Origin of the sequence: Bacillus atrophaeus (assembly GCF_001584335.1) — a bacterium.
GTDB lineage: Bacteria > Bacillota > Bacilli > Bacillales > Bacillaceae > Bacillus > Bacillus atrophaeus.
The window spans coordinates 15,294-30,490 of sequence record NZ_LSBB01000020.1; the positions used below are offsets into that span (position 1 = coordinate 15,294).

The window sequence follows — 15,197 nt, forward strand, 5'->3', positions numbered from 1 at the left end:
ACGCAGTGTTTCGTTTCTCAGATAAACGAAGTATTGCGTTTTTTTATGTGAAAAAAGACACGTTTCAGGCGTGTCTTTATGTAAGCCAATGAACGGTATGAGAGCCGCCGTGAATTTGCTCAAACATTTTTGTTAATGATTCCAGCAGCTTATTCGCTTTGTCTTTTTCAAAAGAAGGCGGAAAAAAGACAAGCTGTAAGAGCTGTTTTGTGTCAGGTGTGACAGGTGCGTGATTCGTCAATCCTGTAAAATCGCCAAATACGCCGTTTTGATCGGAAAAGGCCAAGATGTTTTCCTTTTCGCCGACTGAAAGACGGACAGGCGCATGAAGCCGTCCGGCATCATATACCATGATGGGAAGCGAATATTTCAATGAGAAAAAATTTGTGGTATCATGGGCTGAATCCTTGCTCTCTATGAACTGTTCGCGTGAAATGAGCAAGAGCACCTGTTCAACGGGTGTGATTTGTCCTTCAAAAGAAGGGTGCAGCTGTTTAAAGACCTGCTGCCATTCTTTCACGAAGGGCTGATCGGATATTCCGCCATCGGCATAATCAAAATAAAGAGATTCTTGAAATAAGCGAAGTCTGCCTTTCAGCATTTGCGGAGACGGGCCGACTTCAATATGCTCATATAGGACGGCCGCAGTGTGTAAACCGTGTGCCCGTTCAGTTATTATAGGGTCAAGATGGATTTCCAACTAACGTCACTCCAATCCGGAATAGTACTCATCTATTATACGCGGCTTAGAGGTGATTCACAAAGAAAGGAGGCTGTGCAAAAAATGAATATTCGTCAGCTGCAAGAAGAATTAATTGAATATGCGAAAAGCATCGGGGTGGACAAGATCGGCTTTACCACCGCTGACACTTTCGAAAGCTTAAAAGACCGTTTGATTTTACAGGAATCACTTGGCTACCTGTCAGGTTTTGAAGAGCCTGATGTGGAGAAAAGAGTGACACCGACGCTTCTTTTGCCAAAAGCAAAATCCATCGTGGCTATCGCGCTTGCGTATCCTTCCAAAATGAAAGATGCGCCGAGAAGTACAAAAGACGCGCGCCGCGGTATTTTTTGCAGAGCTTCCTGGGGAAAAGATTACCATGATGTGCTTCGTGAAAAGCTTGATCTTCTGGAGGCTTTTTTGCAAAGCAAGCATGAAGAAATACGGACAAAGTCCATGGTTGATACAGGAGAACTGTCTGACCGTGCGGTGGCAGAACGGGCCGGCATAGGCTTCAGCGCGAAAAACTGTATGATCACGACACCTGAATACGGGTCTTATGTCTATTTGGCGGAAATGATCACAAATGTGCCCTTTGAGCCGGACGTGCCGATTGAAGATATGTGCGGTTCATGTACAAAATGTCTTGATGCCTGTCCGACCGGCGCTCTTGTGAACCCCGGACAGCTTAATGCTCAGCGGTGCATTTCTTTTCTTACGCAGACAAAAGGGTTTTTGCCAGATGAATTTCGCACGAAAATCGGAAACCGGCTGTATGGCTGTGATACTTGCCAGACCGTATGTCCGATTAATAAAGGAAAAGATTTTCACCTTCATCCGCAAATGGAGCCGGACCCGGAGATTGCAAAGCCGCTGTTAAAGCCGCTTTTGACAATAAGCAACCGTGAGTTTAAGGAGAAATTCGGCCACGTGTCAGGATCATGGCGCGGCAAGAAGCCGATTCAGCGTAACGCAATCTTGGCGCTCGCCCACTTTAAAGACCAATCGGCTTTACCTGAATTGGCAGCCCTTATGCATCAGGACCCGCGCCCTGTCATCAGAGGAACTGCCGCGTGGGCAATCGGGAAAATCGGCGATCAAGAATATGCCGAAGAGCTGAACCGTGCGCTTGCGAAAGAAAAAGATGAAGAAGCCAAACGTGAAATTGAAAAAGGGATTGATTTATTAAAGGCGGCCAATAAGACTAAACAGGGATTGTCCTGACATATGCTGATAGAGGATTGAAAAAACACTTGTATGCAGAATCAAGTGTTTTTTCTCTATAAAAAAGCATGGTGGGTGGAGCGCTTGAAGCACATTTTAGAAAGTTTAGCGGAGGAGCGGCTTGGTTACTTGGTGAATGGGCTTGAAATGAGGCAAGAGCGCCAAGTCGGTGATGCAGATGTGATTGACCGGAAAAAGAAACTCTTGGCAAAGCGAAAAGTTGAGATTATAAAAGCGAAGGCGAAGGCCGTTATCAGGAATACACATGTAGAAGATGACGGAACAACCTGTATGACGTATACCATACACACAGAGTATCTTTGCAAGGAGCAGGACGGAACCCTTTATATAGAAGAACAAATAGAGGAGCGAACTGCGTTTATTTATAACCAGATGCTGATCAAGGACCAAGAAGTTGTGAAAAAGCCTGCCGGATTTTCCGAAGGGCAGAGTATCATTGAGTATACGAATGAGGAAAGAGAAGGATTTGGCAGAGCGTTTCAATACGACCGTCTGGCAGCGGTTCAGTATGCGGAAAAATACTGGAATAAACGAAATGCTGCGTATAAAAATTTTAGTGATAATTGCACCAATTACATCTCACAGTGCCTCCATGCAGGCAGCGCACCGATGCGGGGCTATCCGAATAGAGGCTCAGGCTGGTGGATGAAGGACAGCTCATGGAGCTACAGCTGGACTGTTGCCCATTCAATGAAAATGTATTTAGCCAAATCGAAGGCCGGCCTGCGCGCGGTACAGGTTTCGTCTGCCGAGGAGCTGGTGCCGGGTGATGTTATTTGCTATGACTTTGAAGGGGACGGACGCTTCAATCACACAACGATCGTCGTGGCGAAGGATAAAAGCAATATGCCGCTGGTGAACGCCCAATCCTATGACAGCCGTATGAGATATTGGTCATATGAAGATTCAACAGCGTACACACCTTCTATCAGATATGTATTTTTTCATATTACGGATGATACGACAAAGGGATAATTAATGATATAATGGTGGGCGGAAAAGAAAAACAGAGGTGAACAGATTGGCACTACATGTCGTTTTATATCAACCGGAAATTCCCGCAAACACAGGGAATATTGCACGTACCTGTGCAGCAACAAATACAACGCTTCATTTGATCCGCCCGCTCGGATTTTCAACTGATGACAAAATGCTCAAGCGCGCAGGACTCGATTACTGGGAGTTCGTAAATGTCGTTTATCATGACTCATTGGAGGAACTATTTGAGGCTTACCAAAAGGGGCAGTTTTTCCTCATCACGAAATTTGGCCAAAAGCCGCACACGTCATTTGATTACACTGACATTGACGAAGACTATTTCTTTGTTTTCGGCAGAGAAACTAGCGGATTGCCAAAGGATCTGATTGAAAAAAATATGGATCGCTGTCTGCGTCTCCCTATGACAGAGCACGTGAGATCACTGAATCTGTCAAATACAGCGGCGATTCTCGTCTATGAGGCACTGCGCCAGCAGAATTACAGAGACTTGAAATAGCCGAAATCCGCTCATATGAATGGGCGGATTTCTTTTTTATTTAACAACGTAACAGTGTTATGTTACAATACGACATAAAGGAGTTGGAAAGATGGAGGAACACGAACAATTAATCTCTAAAAAGGACTTGCTGGAAGAGACTTCGATATCATACGGCCAGCTATACCGATGGAAACGAAAAAACTTAATTCCTGAGGAGTGGTTTATTCGCAAATCAACTTTTACCGGGCAAGAAACCTTTTTTCCGCGTGAAGAAATATTGAAACGAGTATCGAAAATTCAAGAAATGAAGGAAAATCTATCCTTGGATGAAATGCGGGATATGCTGTCGCCGAGAGTCAAGGACATGAAAATAACCGGAGGCGAGCTGGTTGAAAGAGGACTGATCTCGTCGGAAGTTCTGTCTGTTTTTCTAAAGCTGCGCGATACGGCCAACGTGTATTTTTCTTATCAGGACATACTGTCAGCCTATGTGCTTGAAGGGCTTCTCCAATCTGGAAACATCAGTCTTGATGAAGGGAAAATGGCAGTGGAAGTGCTGAACCAGTCTGGCCTTTCTGAGATAAAGAAACATACCGAATTGATTATATTACGCAAACTCGGCATCACGACATGTTTTGTCGCTGCTTCTTCAGAGCCGATCATTTTTGAGAAAGCAGTAAAAATTGCAGAGAAAATAGATTTGGCAGAGGCTTCGGAAGAATTAAAAGCAAAATTATTGTAGGAGGAGCGGCGAATGAATAACGAAAAGCTTATTATCAATGGATCAGGAAGTTCAAAAGGAGGAAAGTTTCAAACCGTTGAAATTAATGGGAGCGGCATTGTGACCGGAGATATCGAATGTGAATCTCTCAGATTTAACGGCAGCGGAAAAGCCGATGGCAAAGTCAAAGCGGAAGATGTGATCATCAGCGGATCTGGAAAGATAACCGGAGCCGTTGAGGCAGATTCTATTCATATTAACGGATCGGCATCTATTCATGGAAATCTTCAAGCGAATAAAGTGAAAGTCGCTGGTTTTTCCTCGTTCGGCGGGTTTGTCAAAGGGGAGGATCTCACAATTTCAGGTAAAGCCTCCATCGCGGAAGATTGTGAGATTGAAACGTTTCAATCTGAAGGGAAATTCTCAGTGGGCGGTCTTCTTAACGCCGACGACGTGAATATCAGACTTTCCGCCGGGGAAAGCAAGACGCAAGAAATCGGCTGCCGGCGCATTGTGGTCAAAAGCCGGCGCGGGGTGCTGTCTCTGTTCAAGCTTTTGCCTTCTCCGGTTTTAACGGCTCATACAATCGAGGGAGATGAGATTGACCTAGCAGATACAAAGGCAAAGATTGTCCGGGGAAATTCAGTGAAGATTGGTCCTGGCTGCCACATTGAGCTTGTGGAATACAGCGGACAATTTGAATGTGATTAGTCGGCGACGGTAGTGAAAAGCCAGAGGATATAAGGAGAGCTCTCATGGAGAATTTGAAGTTGAACGGATCGGGAAGCGCAGCCGGAGGAGCCTATCATATGGTTACCATCAGAGGAGAAGGGATCATCGGTGAAGGCTTGGTCAGCAACGGCTGCCGGATTTTCGGCACAGGGCGTTTCTTGGGAGACGCGGAAGTAAAGAAGTTTACCGTTTTTGGAGAAAGCAAGGTCGACGGAAGTCTGACCGCTCAGCATATCGGCATTTTCGGAACAATGAAAGTCGGAGATGACCTGCATTTTGAAGAAATGAAAATGAAAGGAACGGCAGACGCAGCCGGGAGTGCGGCCGGACATTCGTGTGATGTCAAAGGAACACTGAGGGTGAAGGGAGATTGTGAAACAGAGATCTTTCGCTTGTCGGGAAGCCTGGAGGTTGGTGGATTGCTGAATGCCGGCGAGGTAGCCATTGGATTGCGCTTTGGGCGCAGCTCCGTAAAAGAAATCGGGGGCACGTCCATTACGATAAAAAATAACCCCGGTTTTTTCAAACGCGGAGGCACTCTGACAGCCGATCTCATCGAAGGCGACACTATTTATATCGAAAACACACAAGCGGCTGTTGTCAGAGGTAAACATATCAAGATCGGCCCCGGCTGTAAAATCGGGAAACTCGAGTATTTAAAAAGCGGCAAGTTCAATGAAGAAAAATGATAACGAAACATTGTTGTGCTTCATGATGAAAAGGGTGCCTGAACGAATCAGGCACCCTTTCTTTATATTCCATTATTTCTTTCCTGGCTTGCTGTCGTACCCAGCTGTAAAAATTGAGACCAAAAAAGTGAGAATGACCCCCATCATGATGATTGTTTTCACCATCTCTCCCCCTCTTCATTTTTCCCTTTGCTGCCCGGTCTGGATGATTCTGTATGTTCTTCATTATGAAGGGTTCGAGTCATTCTTGTCAATGACGGACAAACTCTCTTCATTTTTAAGAAACGAAAGCATGTATCATCAGATCACCGCATAGATTGTATCAAAGTACCTTATTTGCACAGCGCATCAAACATGATAGAGGAGGTCCTTATGGATATATTAAAGAAAATTGAAAAGTACAGAGAGGAAGAGCAGCGTCTCAAATGGGAAGGAACATTCGCTGATTATTTGGAGATTATTAAAGAAAATCCAATGGTCGCGCAATCTGCTCATTCTCGTGTTTTTAATATGATAAAAGACAGCGGAATCGAGGAGAGCGGCGGAAAGAAGAAATACAGCTTTTTTGATCGGGAGCTGTTTGGGCTTGAGGAATCTCTGGAGCGCCTTGTAGAGGAATATTTTCACCCGGCAGCCAAAAGGCTCGATGTCAGAAAACGGATTCTTCTGTTAATGGGTCCTGTAAGCGGCGGAAAATCCACCCTTGTCACGATGCTGAAAAAAGGGCTTGAAGCATACTCCCTGACCGATAACGGCGCTGTCTACGCGATCAAAGGCTGCCCGATGCACGAGGACCCGCTCCATTTAATTCCCCAAAATTTACGTGAAGATTTTTACAGAGAATACGGCATCCGCATTCAGGGCAATCTTTCTCCGCTTAATGTAATGAGGCTTGAAGAAGAGTATGGCGGAAGAATTGAAGATGTAAAAGTGGAAAGAATCTTTTTTTCCGAAGATAAAAGAACAGGAATCGGAACCTTCAGTCCGTCTGATCCGAAATCACAGGATATTGCGGATTTAACCGGAAGCATTGATTTCTCAACGATTGCTGAATACGGTTCCGAATCAGATCCGCGCGCATACCGTTTTGACGGTGAGCTGAATAAAGCAAACAGGGGAATGATGGAGTTTCAGGAAATGCTGAAATGTGATGAAAAGTTCCTCTGGCATTTGCTGTCACTGACGCAGGAAGGGAACTTCAAAGCCGGGCGGTTTGCTTTAATTTCGGCCGACGAGCTTATCGTAGCCCACACGAACGAAACGGAGTACCGCTCGTTCATCTCCAATAAGAAAAATGAAGCCCTTCATTCAAGAATCATTGTGATGCCCGTTCCTTATAACCTGAAGGTGTCAGAGGAAGAGCGTATTTATGACAAAATGATTTCTGAAAGCGATGTGGCGGATGTTCACATTGCGCCTCATACACTTAAAGTCGCCGCCATGTTTTCGATTCTCTCCAGATTGAAGGAGCCAAAGCGGTCTGACATAGACTTGGTGAAGAAAATGAGATTGTACGACGGAGAGAGCGTTGAAGGTTTTAATTCCGTTGACGTAGAGGATATGAAAAAGGAATACAATGATGAGGGGATGAGCGGCATTGATCCGCGTTATGTCATTAACCGCATTTCCTCCACCATCATCAGAAAAAATATGGAGTCGATCAATTCGCTTGATGTTTTGCGCTCTTTAAAGGAAGGGCTTGATCAGCATCCTTCTATTTCAAGTGAAGACCGGGAGCGTTATCTGAATTTTATCTCGGCCGCACGCAAAGAGTATGACGACATCGCCAAAAAGGAAGTCCAAAAAGCATTTGTCTATTCATATGAAGAATCTGCAAAAACGCTGATGGACAATTACTTAGATAACGTCGAAGCCTATTGCAATAAAAATAAGCTTCGCGATCCGCTGACCGGAGAAGAAATGAACCCGGATGAAAAGCTGATGAGATCCATCGAAGAACAAATCGGCATTTCTGAAAATGCGAAAAAAGCATTCCGCGAAGAAATCTTAATTCGTATTTCCGCGTATGCAAGAAAGGGCAAGCGGTTCGATTATAATTCCCACGAAAGGCTTCGTGAGGCGATTCAGAAAAAATTGTTCGCCGATCTCAAAGATGTGGTTAAAATTACGACATCAACCAAGACGCCGGATGAGCAGCAGCTTAAAAAGGTAAATGAAGTTGTGGCCCGATTAATTGATGAACATGGCTACAATTCCACAAGCGCAAACGAGCTGCTGAAGTATGTCGGCAGCCTGCTGAACCGATAAAATGAGAAACCCGTCCGTCAAGGGCGGGTTCTTTTACACTCACATACATGTTGTCCCGTTTTCGAAATTGTTTGGCAATTGTTTGTACCCTTCTGCATATGATAAATATAAATCTTTTCGAAAGACTTGTTTCATAATTCAGCACAAGCCGGAATACGTATGTATCACGACCACAATTGGTTAAGGAGGGGAATTCATGTCCCAAAATGACAGCGGCCATTTTTTGATTTCACAGGAAGACTGGTCCCTCCATCGCAAAGGCTTTGATGACCAGCAGCGCCACCAGAAAAAAGTGCAGGAGGCCATTAAAAACAATCTGCCGGATCTCGTCACAGAAGAGAGCATTATTATGTCTAACGGAAAAGATGTCGTGAAAATTCCGATCCGCTCACTTGATGAATATAAAATTCGCTATAACTATGATAAAAACAAACATGTAGGCCAAGGAGACGGGGAAAGCCAGGTAGGAGATGTTGTAGCAAGAGACGGCTCAGATAAGAAACAGGGTCCTGGCAAAGGGCAGGGAGCAGGCGATCAGGCAGGTGAAGACTATTACGAAGCTGAAGTTTCGTTAATGGATTTGGAGGAAGCGTTGTTCAGTGAACTGGAGCTGCCGAACTTGCAGCAGAAGGAAAGGGACGATATCGTCACCACTGATATTGAGTTTAATGATATCCGCAAAACGGGGTTAACGGGTAATATTGATAAGAAAAGGACGATGATGTCGGCTTACAAGCGAAACGCGATGTCAGGCAAGCCGTCATTCTATCCGATATTTCCTGAGGATGTAAAGTATAAAACATGGAATGACGTGACAAAACCTGAGTCAAAAGCTGTCGTCTTAGCGATGATGGATACAAGCGGCTCTATGGGTGTCTGGGAGAAATATATGGCAAGAAGCTTCTTTTTCTGGATGACACGTTTTTTACGGACAAAGTATGAAACGGTGGAAATAGAATTCATCGCCCATCATACCGAGGCTAAAGTGGTGTCAGAAGAAGATTTCTTTTCAAAAGGGGAAAGCGGGGGGACGATATGTTCTTCAGTGTACCGCAAATCGCTGGAATTAATTGATGAGAAATACAGCCCCGCCCGCTATAATATTTACCCGTTCCATTTCTCAGACGGAGATAATTTGACCTCTGACAACGCGCGGTGCGTCAAATTGGTCAATGATATTATGAAAAAAGCAAATTTGTTCTGCTACGGCGAGGTTAATCAGTACAATAGACATTCGACATTAATGTCCGCCTACAAAAATGTAAAAGATGAAAAATTTAAACATTATATTTTGAAGCAGAAATCAGACGTTTTTCAGGCGCTGAAAAACTTTTTTAAAAAAGAAGAGGCAGGCGTAAGCCATCAATTTTCATAATGCTATATGAGCCCATTACAGAGCCGGTGCGTGCCCGGTCCTTTAATGGGTTTTTTTGTGTCAGAAACTGAAAACGGTTACTAAAAAAAGCTGAAAAAAAATGAAACTTTCCCTTTGACAAATCTTCTTTCATTTATTAATATTTTATCTTGTGAACTATTATTGGGGAATGAGGTGAAAAACAGGTGACTGAATCAGATCGTGCTTTGCTCACATTTGAACAGCTTTTCGATACGTCGCGGGCCATCTATAAAAAACAGAAGATGATCTTGGAAATTGTGCTTGAACCATTTCAAATTACAGTTCTTCAATATTTACTGATGTTTAAAATTCATAACAGCGGAAGCACCGCGCTCAGCCGATTGGCTCTGACGCTCGATCTCAAGCCGGCATCGGTAACGAGAATGACAGAACTTCTCTGCAAGCGTCATTTGATGGTTCGGTATGACAGTCCGGATGATCGGCGTATCGTAATGATTCAGTTAACCGATGAAGGGGAAGATCTTTTACAACAAGCAGCTATTCAGTATGCGAGAAAAGCAGCGAGCCTTTATCGGCAGCTTGACGCAGATCAACTTCAATATTTGGGCAAGCTGGCTGGAAATTTGTCGAAACTGGCTGAAGGCTGTGCAAAAAAAAGCTGAAATAAAAACTTTCCCACATATTTTAACCATCATTCCACAAAATGATAGAGGAAGAAACGAAAGGAGAAAACAAAATGAACAGAGGACGTTTAATACTGACCAACATTATCGGTTTGATTGTTGTTCTTGCAATTATTGGCGGAGGTGCTTATTACTATTATCAAAGCACAAACTATGTAAAAACTGATGAAGCTAAGGTAGCCGGCGATATGTCAGCCATTACAGCTCCTGTTGCGGGTAAAGTGACAGATTGGAACCTTACAGAAGGCAAAGAAGTGAAGAAAGACGATGTTGTTGCAAAAATCAAAGGCGAAAAGTCAGTTGATATCAAATCCATCATGGATGGAACAATCGTGAAAAACGAAGTGAAAAACGGACAAACCGTTCAGGCTGGTACAACAATTGCACAAACAATTGATATGGATCACCTATATATCACAGCTAACATTAAAGAAACAGACATTAAAGATATTGAAGAAGGAAACAAAGTTGATATCGTGGTCGACGGCGACGCAGATACAACATTCGATGGAACAGTTGAGGAAATCGGTTATGCGACAAACTCTACTTTTGACATGCTTCCGTCAACAAACTCAAGCGGAAACTACACAAAAGTAACTCAAAAAATTCCTGTTAAAATTTCAATCAGCAACCCATCTGACAAGGTGCTTCCTGGGATGAACGCATCTGTTAAAATTTCTGAATAAAACAGATCAGTCATCAAACCATGAAAGGAGGTTGTCTTAGATGGCTACACAAACAGTCAATGCAAATAAAGTAAAAAGCCCTATGTCACTGCTTATTGTGCTGATGGCCGGTTTATTCCTGGCAATCTTGAACCAGACGCTGCTTAACGTGGCAATGCCCCATTTAATGACTGAGTTTGGCGTGAGCGCAACGACGATTCAGTGGCTGACAACCGGTTATATGCTGGTTAACGGTGTTTTGATCCCGTTATCGGCTTTCCTGATTACACGCTTTGGCCAGCGCTCTCTTTTTCTCGTTGCCATGATCTGCTTTACTCTTGGTACGTTAGTCTGCGGAATGGCGCCTAACTTCTCGACAATGTTAATCGGCCGTTTAATCCAGGCCGTCGGCGGAGGAATTTTACAGCCGCTAGTTATGACAACCATTCTGTTTATCTTCCCTCCTGAAAGCAGGGGGAAAGGGATGGGGATCTTCGGTCTTGCGATGATGTTCGCACCGGCGGTCGGCCCGACTCTTTCCGGATGGATCATTGAACATTATACATGGCGTATTATGTTCTACGGTCTTGTGCCGATTGGTGCGCTCGTCATTATATTAGCGCTTTTCCTATTTAAAAATATGGTTGAGCCGCAAAAAATTAAATTGGACACTCTTGGAGCGTTCCTTTCAATTGTCGGATTTGCTTCTCTGCTTTACGGGGTCAGTGAAGCCGGTTCTGACGGCTGGAGTGACCCGATCGTTCTTTCTACCGTCATCATCGGTGTGATCGCGATCGCCGCGTTTGTCGTTCAGCAATTACGAGCTGAAGAACCGATGCTAGATTTCAGAGTGTTTAAATATGACATTTTCTCACTTTCAAGTATCATTAATATTATTATTACAGTAGCGTTGTACACAGGGATGTTCCTGCTGCCGATCTACTTGCAGAACCTCGTCGGCTTTACGGCATTACAATCGGGACTGCTGCTGCTTCCGGGCGCGATCGTCATGCTGATAATGTCGCCGATTTCAGGGATTTTATTTGATAAATTCGGTCCGAGACCGCTTGCGATTATCGGGCTTCTGATTACGGTTGTGACAACATTCCAATACACTAAATTAACAATTGATACATCTTATACGCACATTATGCTCGTTTATGCGATTCGCGCATTCGGTATGTCATTGTTAATGATGCCTGTTATGACAGCAGGTATGAACCAGCTCCCGGCCCGTTTAAACAGCCACGGGACAGCGATGAGCAACACGCTTCGCCAAATCTCTGGTTCAATCGGAACAAGCTTAATCACAACTATTTATACGAACCGCACGACATTCCATTATTCACAAATTGCTGATAAAACGAATACAGCGGACCCAACATTTATGCATTCGTTCCAAAACGCGGTTTCGTCCATAATGGTTAACATGAATGTATCTCTTGATACAGCGAAAACATATGTGTACTCACATATTTATAAACACGCGATGCTCGATTCCAACGTCATGGGTATCAATGACGCGTTTATGTGGGCGACATTATTCTCCGTTGCCGGCGTTATCTTAAGCCTCTTCTTGCGTGACGTGAGAAAAGACAAAAAACGCGCGGAGAAAAAGAAAAAAGAGGAGCTTTCATTGCTTCCGGCTCCAAAAGAAGTGAAGGAATCTTAAACTGACAGGAGGGTTTCCTGAATGAAAATTTATGTAGTATACGACAGTGAAGGCGAACATACAAAGCTTCTTGCGGAATCAATCGCAGAAGGAGCAAGAGAAAACAGTGCCGCTGAAGTATTTATCGATCATGTGGATCATGCGGATATCCGCAAGCTGAAGGATATGGATGCCATCATCTGGGGATGCCCGGGGCATTTCGGGACTATCAGTTCCGGATTGAAAACATGGATTGATAAATTGGGTTATTTGTGGGCGGAAGGCGAGCTGATTGATAAAGTCGGCGCGGTCTTCTGTACAACTGCCACAACACACGGCGGTCTGGAAATGACAATGCACAATTTGATTACACCGATGTTCCACCAAGGCATGATCGTTGTCGGCCTTCCGGGCAATGTCCCTGAAAATGCTCTGTACGGTTCTTACTACGGAGCGGGTGTCACCTGCCCTGTTGACAGTGACGTATTAATGTCTGATGAAGGGCTTCAATTGGGGCGCGCTTTAGGAAGACGCGTCACCCAAGTCACAGGTAATGTAACAGCCGGACAGTAAGGAGAGGGTTAAATGGCCATTATTCTAGCAATTATTGCTGCTGTCATTGTGATTGCGGGTCTTATCACGTTTAACGTCCGTAACACTTCTGCTGGAAAAGACATCAAAGAAGAAACAAATGAAAAAGTGAACGAACCTGCCGAGCAAACACCAGAAGTGAATTACCCGGCGGAGCAGCGGGCTGCTGAGCATGCCCCGTCCGCTGAAAGAGCCGATTCCCAAAAGAAGAAAGCTGATTCAATGGGTGATGATATATACAGGCAGGCGCTTCAAAAATTCAAACATTCTGCTGACCAGGAAGAGGTCAAACCAGAGAGCGACAAAATGGAGGACAGCAGCTACCGTGATGCGCTGCTCTCCATGAAAACTAAAAAGAAGTAACCACGAAGGCAGATCCGTCAGGTCATGACGGGTTTGCTTTTTTTTTATTGTTTAACATGTATTTATCATCATTTTTATCAATTTTACCCATGGGTTATGTTGTATTTTTTTGTGATCTAGTGTACTATGTGAGTCATACACATTGTGTGATTTGGGAGGGAAAGAGATGAATTCGTTTTGGGGCTTGGTGAAAAAGGATCTTACTTTATCAACAATGTGGTTTTTCACATGGCTTGGGGGCCTTATATTTCTAGTGGCAGTAAGCTTTGGACTTCAAAATCTGATTGATGAACCGTTAACTGTTTTTGGTTTCTTGGTTATGATCATTTTTTTTCAAGTATTTTTAGCACCTGTGCTTATTTACTGTCACCTTCGTTTAGAGGGCAAAAACCAGCTATGGCTTTATAATCCGAACGGTGCGGTCAGGCTTTTGCTGTCTAAACTGACTGCCAGTCTTTTGTATCAGCTCATTTCACAGATTTTGCTTACAGGCTATGGTGTTTTTCTTTACCATTTTCTTGACTCAAAAGCAATTGTATTAAATGATATCCCGCTGACTGGCACGATATTGATCTTCAATCTTTATGGATTGTTTTTAACTGCTTATACATCAGCTGCACTCATGTTGCTGTGGACCGTTTTTCATTCCCTGAAAGCCTGTTCTTCTGCACTCAGAAGATTTCGATGGATCATTTGTTTCCTGCTTGGAGCAGGGTGGTATATGATCGAAGGATATGGGTTGGCGACTTTGTTGAAGCCGCTGGATAGGCTGTGGTATTTCACAGTTTATGGTGACTTTCAATTTCATTATAAAAAGTCAATAGGGTGGAGTTTGGAAATGAAAACAATTCATTTATCCTATCTTACGCTCCCTGTTATGCTGGTGTTGGCAGCCGTGTTTCTTTTTCTTGCTTCAAAGCTTCTTCAGCGAAAAGTTGAGGTGTAAGAGGATATGAAACAAGACTTTCATTCTTCCAAGCCCATTTATTTGCAAATTGCTGACCAAATCTTTTTCCGGCTGGTCAGAAAGGAGCTGTTCCCCGGTGACAAGCTCCCGTCTGTCAGAGAAATGGCCATTCAAACAAAAGTAAATCCCAATACGATTCAAAGAACCTACAGTGAGATGGAAAGGCTGGGAATTGTGGAGACAAGAAGAGGGCAAGGAACATTTATCACAGAAAAGGCCGGAATTGTCGATGAGCTGAAAGAGCGGCTTACACGAGAAGTGTGTGAAAGCTTCGTAATGCAAATGAAAGAGCTTGGATTAACAAAAGAGGAAATGCTGGAAGGGATAGAAAAGCATGCAGAAGGAGGCCGAAAATGAATATTACACTTCACAATGTGTCTAAACAATACGGCCGTCATGCCGCTGTGAAGGATGTATCCATTTCCCTGTCTCCGGGAAAAATCTATGGACTTATAGGGCCGAATGGGAGCGGGAAATCAACAACCTTAAAAATGCTGGGCGGACTGATGTTTCCGACTTCAGGATCTGTCAGAGCGGATGGGAAGCCGGTAACCAGAGATATGGTTCAGCATACGGCTTATCTCACGGAACTGGATATGTTTTATCCCCGGTTCACAGTAAAGGATATGCTTGCTTTCTATCAATCACAGTTTTCTGATTTTCAAATCGAAAAAGCGTATAAGCTGCTGGAGGAAATGAAGCTGCAGCCTGACAAGAAGATTAAGCAGCTTTCCAAGGGAAACCGGGGCAGGCTTAAGATCGTACTCGCTTTATCAAGACGGGCGTCCGTTATCCTGCTGGATGAGCCTTTTTCCGGGCTTGATCCGATGGTCAGAGAATCCATCGTGAACAGTCTGGTATCTTATATTGATTTTGAGCATCAGATCGTAGTGATTGCCACGCATGAAATTGAAGAAATCGAAACATTGCTTGATGAAGTGATTGTGCTTGTGAACGGAGAAAAGGCCGCACAGCGAAACGTGGAAGAGATTCGCGAACAAGAAGGCATGTCTGTGCTGGAGTGGTTTAAGTCGAACATACAAGTTTACTAGAAAGAGGGGGAATTT

Annotated in this window: 17 protein-coding genes; 16 read left to right on the plus strand and 1 reads right to left on the minus strand. The window is 44.0% G+C overall.

All coding sequences use genetic code 11. The features are described from left to right. Positions 1-76: 76 nt before the first annotated feature. Positions 77-700 carry a hypothetical protein gene (locus AXI57_RS13730; protein ID WP_010788032.1) on the minus strand — a complete coding sequence of 208 codons (624 nt, stop codon included), beginning with the start codon at positions 698-700 and terminating at the stop codon, positions 77-79. Between the two features lie 84 nt (positions 701-784). Here AXI57_RS13730 and queG point away from each other — a divergent pair, with 84 nt between their 5' ends. From queG to AXI57_RS13815, 16 genes are all read left to right on the plus strand, one after another. After that, positions 785-1,945 carry a tRNA epoxyqueuosine(34) reductase QueG gene (gene queG / locus AXI57_RS13735; RefSeq protein ID WP_004430074.1) on the plus strand — a complete coding sequence of 387 codons (1,161 nt, stop codon included), beginning with the start codon at positions 785-787 and terminating at the stop codon, positions 1,943-1,945. Between the two features lie 33 nt (positions 1,946-1,978). After that, positions 1,979-2,941, plus strand: a complete 963-nt coding sequence (locus tag AXI57_RS13740) for an amidase domain-containing protein (RefSeq protein ID WP_013390449.1) — start codon at positions 1,979-1,981, stop codon at positions 2,939-2,941. A gap of 37 nt (positions 2,942-2,978) precedes the next feature. Then, the gene (trmL, locus tag AXI57_RS13745; protein WP_087941860.1) at positions 2,979-3,461 is read left to right on the plus strand and encodes a tRNA (uridine(34)/cytosine(34)/5-carboxymethylaminomethyluridine(34)-2'-O)-methyltransferase TrmL; all 483 of its coding nucleotides are present in this window, start codon (positions 2,979-2,981) and stop codon (positions 3,459-3,461) included. Between the two features lie 91 nt (positions 3,462-3,552). After that, positions 3,553-4,185: a YhbD family protein gene (locus AXI57_RS13750; RefSeq protein ID WP_004430065.1), complete on the plus strand. Its 633-nt coding sequence runs from the start codon at positions 3,553-3,555 to the stop codon at positions 4,183-4,185. Between the two features lie 12 nt (positions 4,186-4,197). Further along, positions 4,198-4,875 (plus strand): polymer-forming cytoskeletal protein, encoded by a 678-nt coding sequence (locus AXI57_RS13755; RefSeq protein WP_061670391.1) that lies wholly within the window; start codon positions 4,198-4,200, stop codon positions 4,873-4,875. A 44-nt stretch (positions 4,876-4,919) separates the two neighbouring features. Continuing rightward, the gene (locus AXI57_RS13760; protein WP_061670392.1) at positions 4,920-5,585 is read left to right on the plus strand and encodes a hypothetical protein; all 666 of its coding nucleotides are present in this window, start codon (positions 4,920-4,922) and stop codon (positions 5,583-5,585) included. 372 nt (positions 5,586-5,957) lie between these two features. Continuing rightward, positions 5,958-7,853 (plus strand): serine/threonine protein kinase PrkA, encoded by a 1,896-nt coding sequence (gene prkA / locus AXI57_RS13770; RefSeq protein WP_061670394.1) that lies wholly within the window; start codon positions 5,958-5,960, stop codon positions 7,851-7,853. A gap of 196 nt (positions 7,854-8,049) precedes the next feature. Next, entirely contained in the window at positions 8,050-9,228 is a 1,179-nt protein-coding gene (gene yhbH / locus AXI57_RS13775) for a sporulation protein YhbH (RefSeq protein ID WP_004430054.1), read from the plus strand. Between the two features lie 185 nt (positions 9,229-9,413). Continuing rightward, on the plus strand, positions 9,414-9,872 hold the full coding sequence (locus tag AXI57_RS13780) for a MarR family transcriptional regulator (RefSeq protein WP_061670395.1): 459 nt from the start codon (positions 9,414-9,416) through the stop codon (positions 9,870-9,872). Between the two features lie 41 nt (positions 9,873-9,913). Then, a complete protein-coding gene (locus tag AXI57_RS13785; RefSeq protein ID WP_010788040.1) occupies positions 9,914-10,579 on the plus strand; it encodes an HlyD family secretion protein in 666 nt (221 codons plus the stop codon). Positions 10,580-10,619: 40 nt separating this feature from the next. Continuing rightward, positions 10,620-12,230: a DHA2 family efflux MFS transporter permease subunit gene (locus tag AXI57_RS13790; protein ID WP_004430044.1), complete on the plus strand. Its 1,611-nt coding sequence runs from the start codon at positions 10,620-10,622 to the stop codon at positions 12,228-12,230. A gap of 21 nt (positions 12,231-12,251) precedes the next feature. Further along, the gene (locus AXI57_RS13795) at positions 12,252-12,782 is read left to right on the plus strand and encodes an NAD(P)H-dependent oxidoreductase (RefSeq protein WP_004430043.1); all 531 of its coding nucleotides are present in this window, start codon (positions 12,252-12,254) and stop codon (positions 12,780-12,782) included. Between the two features lie 12 nt (positions 12,783-12,794). Then, entirely contained in the window at positions 12,795-13,163 is a 369-nt protein-coding gene (locus AXI57_RS13800) for a hypothetical protein (RefSeq protein WP_061670396.1), read from the plus strand. 166 nt (positions 13,164-13,329) lie between these two features. Next, complete coding sequence (locus AXI57_RS13805) at positions 13,330-14,109, plus strand: hypothetical protein (RefSeq protein WP_061670397.1); 780 nt, start codon at positions 13,330-13,332, stop codon at positions 14,107-14,109. A gap of 6 nt (positions 14,110-14,115) precedes the next feature. Then, positions 14,116-14,487: a GntR family transcriptional regulator gene (locus tag AXI57_RS13810; protein WP_004430038.1), complete on the plus strand. Its 372-nt coding sequence runs from the start codon at positions 14,116-14,118 to the stop codon at positions 14,485-14,487. Beyond that, a complete protein-coding gene (locus tag AXI57_RS13815; RefSeq protein WP_061572433.1) occupies positions 14,484-15,182 on the plus strand; it encodes an ABC transporter ATP-binding protein in 699 nt (232 codons plus the stop codon). Before AXI57_RS13810 ends, AXI57_RS13815 begins: the two co-directional genes overlap by 4 nt. The last annotated feature ends 15 nt before the right edge of the window (positions 15,183-15,197 follow it).

Coding starts and splice junctions, on each gene's coding strand:
- AXI57_RS13805 (WP_061670397.1), top strand. CDS start 13,330: ATGAATTCGTTTTGGGGCTTGGTGAAAAAGGATCTTACTTTATCAACA.
- AXI57_RS13750 (WP_004430065.1), top strand. CDS start 3,553: ATGGAGGAACACGAACAATTAATCTCTAAAAAGGACTTGCTGGAAGAG.
- AXI57_RS13785 (WP_010788040.1), top strand. CDS start 9,914: ATGATAGAGGAAGAAACGAAAGGAGAAAACAAAATGAACAGAGGACGT.
- yhbH (WP_004430054.1), top strand. CDS start 8,050: ATGTCCCAAAATGACAGCGGCCATTTTTTGATTTCACAGGAAGACTGG.
- AXI57_RS13810 (WP_004430038.1), top strand. CDS start 14,116: ATGAAACAAGACTTTCATTCTTCCAAGCCCATTTATTTGCAAATTGCT.
- AXI57_RS13755 (WP_061670391.1), top strand. CDS start 4,198: ATGAATAACGAAAAGCTTATTATCAATGGATCAGGAAGTTCAAAAGGA.
- AXI57_RS13760 (WP_061670392.1), top strand. CDS start 4,920: ATGGAGAATTTGAAGTTGAACGGATCGGGAAGCGCAGCCGGAGGAGCC.
- prkA (WP_061670394.1), top strand. CDS start 5,958: ATGGATATATTAAAGAAAATTGAAAAGTACAGAGAGGAAGAGCAGCGT.
- AXI57_RS13800 (WP_061670396.1), top strand. CDS start 12,795: ATGGCCATTATTCTAGCAATTATTGCTGCTGTCATTGTGATTGCGGGT.
- queG (WP_004430074.1), top strand. CDS start 785: ATGAATATTCGTCAGCTGCAAGAAGAATTAATTGAATATGCGAAAAGC.
- AXI57_RS13790 (WP_004430044.1), top strand. CDS start 10,620: ATGGCTACACAAACAGTCAATGCAAATAAAGTAAAAAGCCCTATGTCA.
- AXI57_RS13815 (WP_061572433.1), top strand. CDS start 14,484: ATGAATATTACACTTCACAATGTGTCTAAACAATACGGCCGTCATGCC.
- AXI57_RS13795 (WP_004430043.1), top strand. CDS start 12,252: ATGAAAATTTATGTAGTATACGACAGTGAAGGCGAACATACAAAGCTT.
- AXI57_RS13740 (WP_013390449.1), top strand. CDS start 1,979: ATGCAGAATCAAGTGTTTTTTCTCTATAAAAAAGCATGGTGGGTGGAG.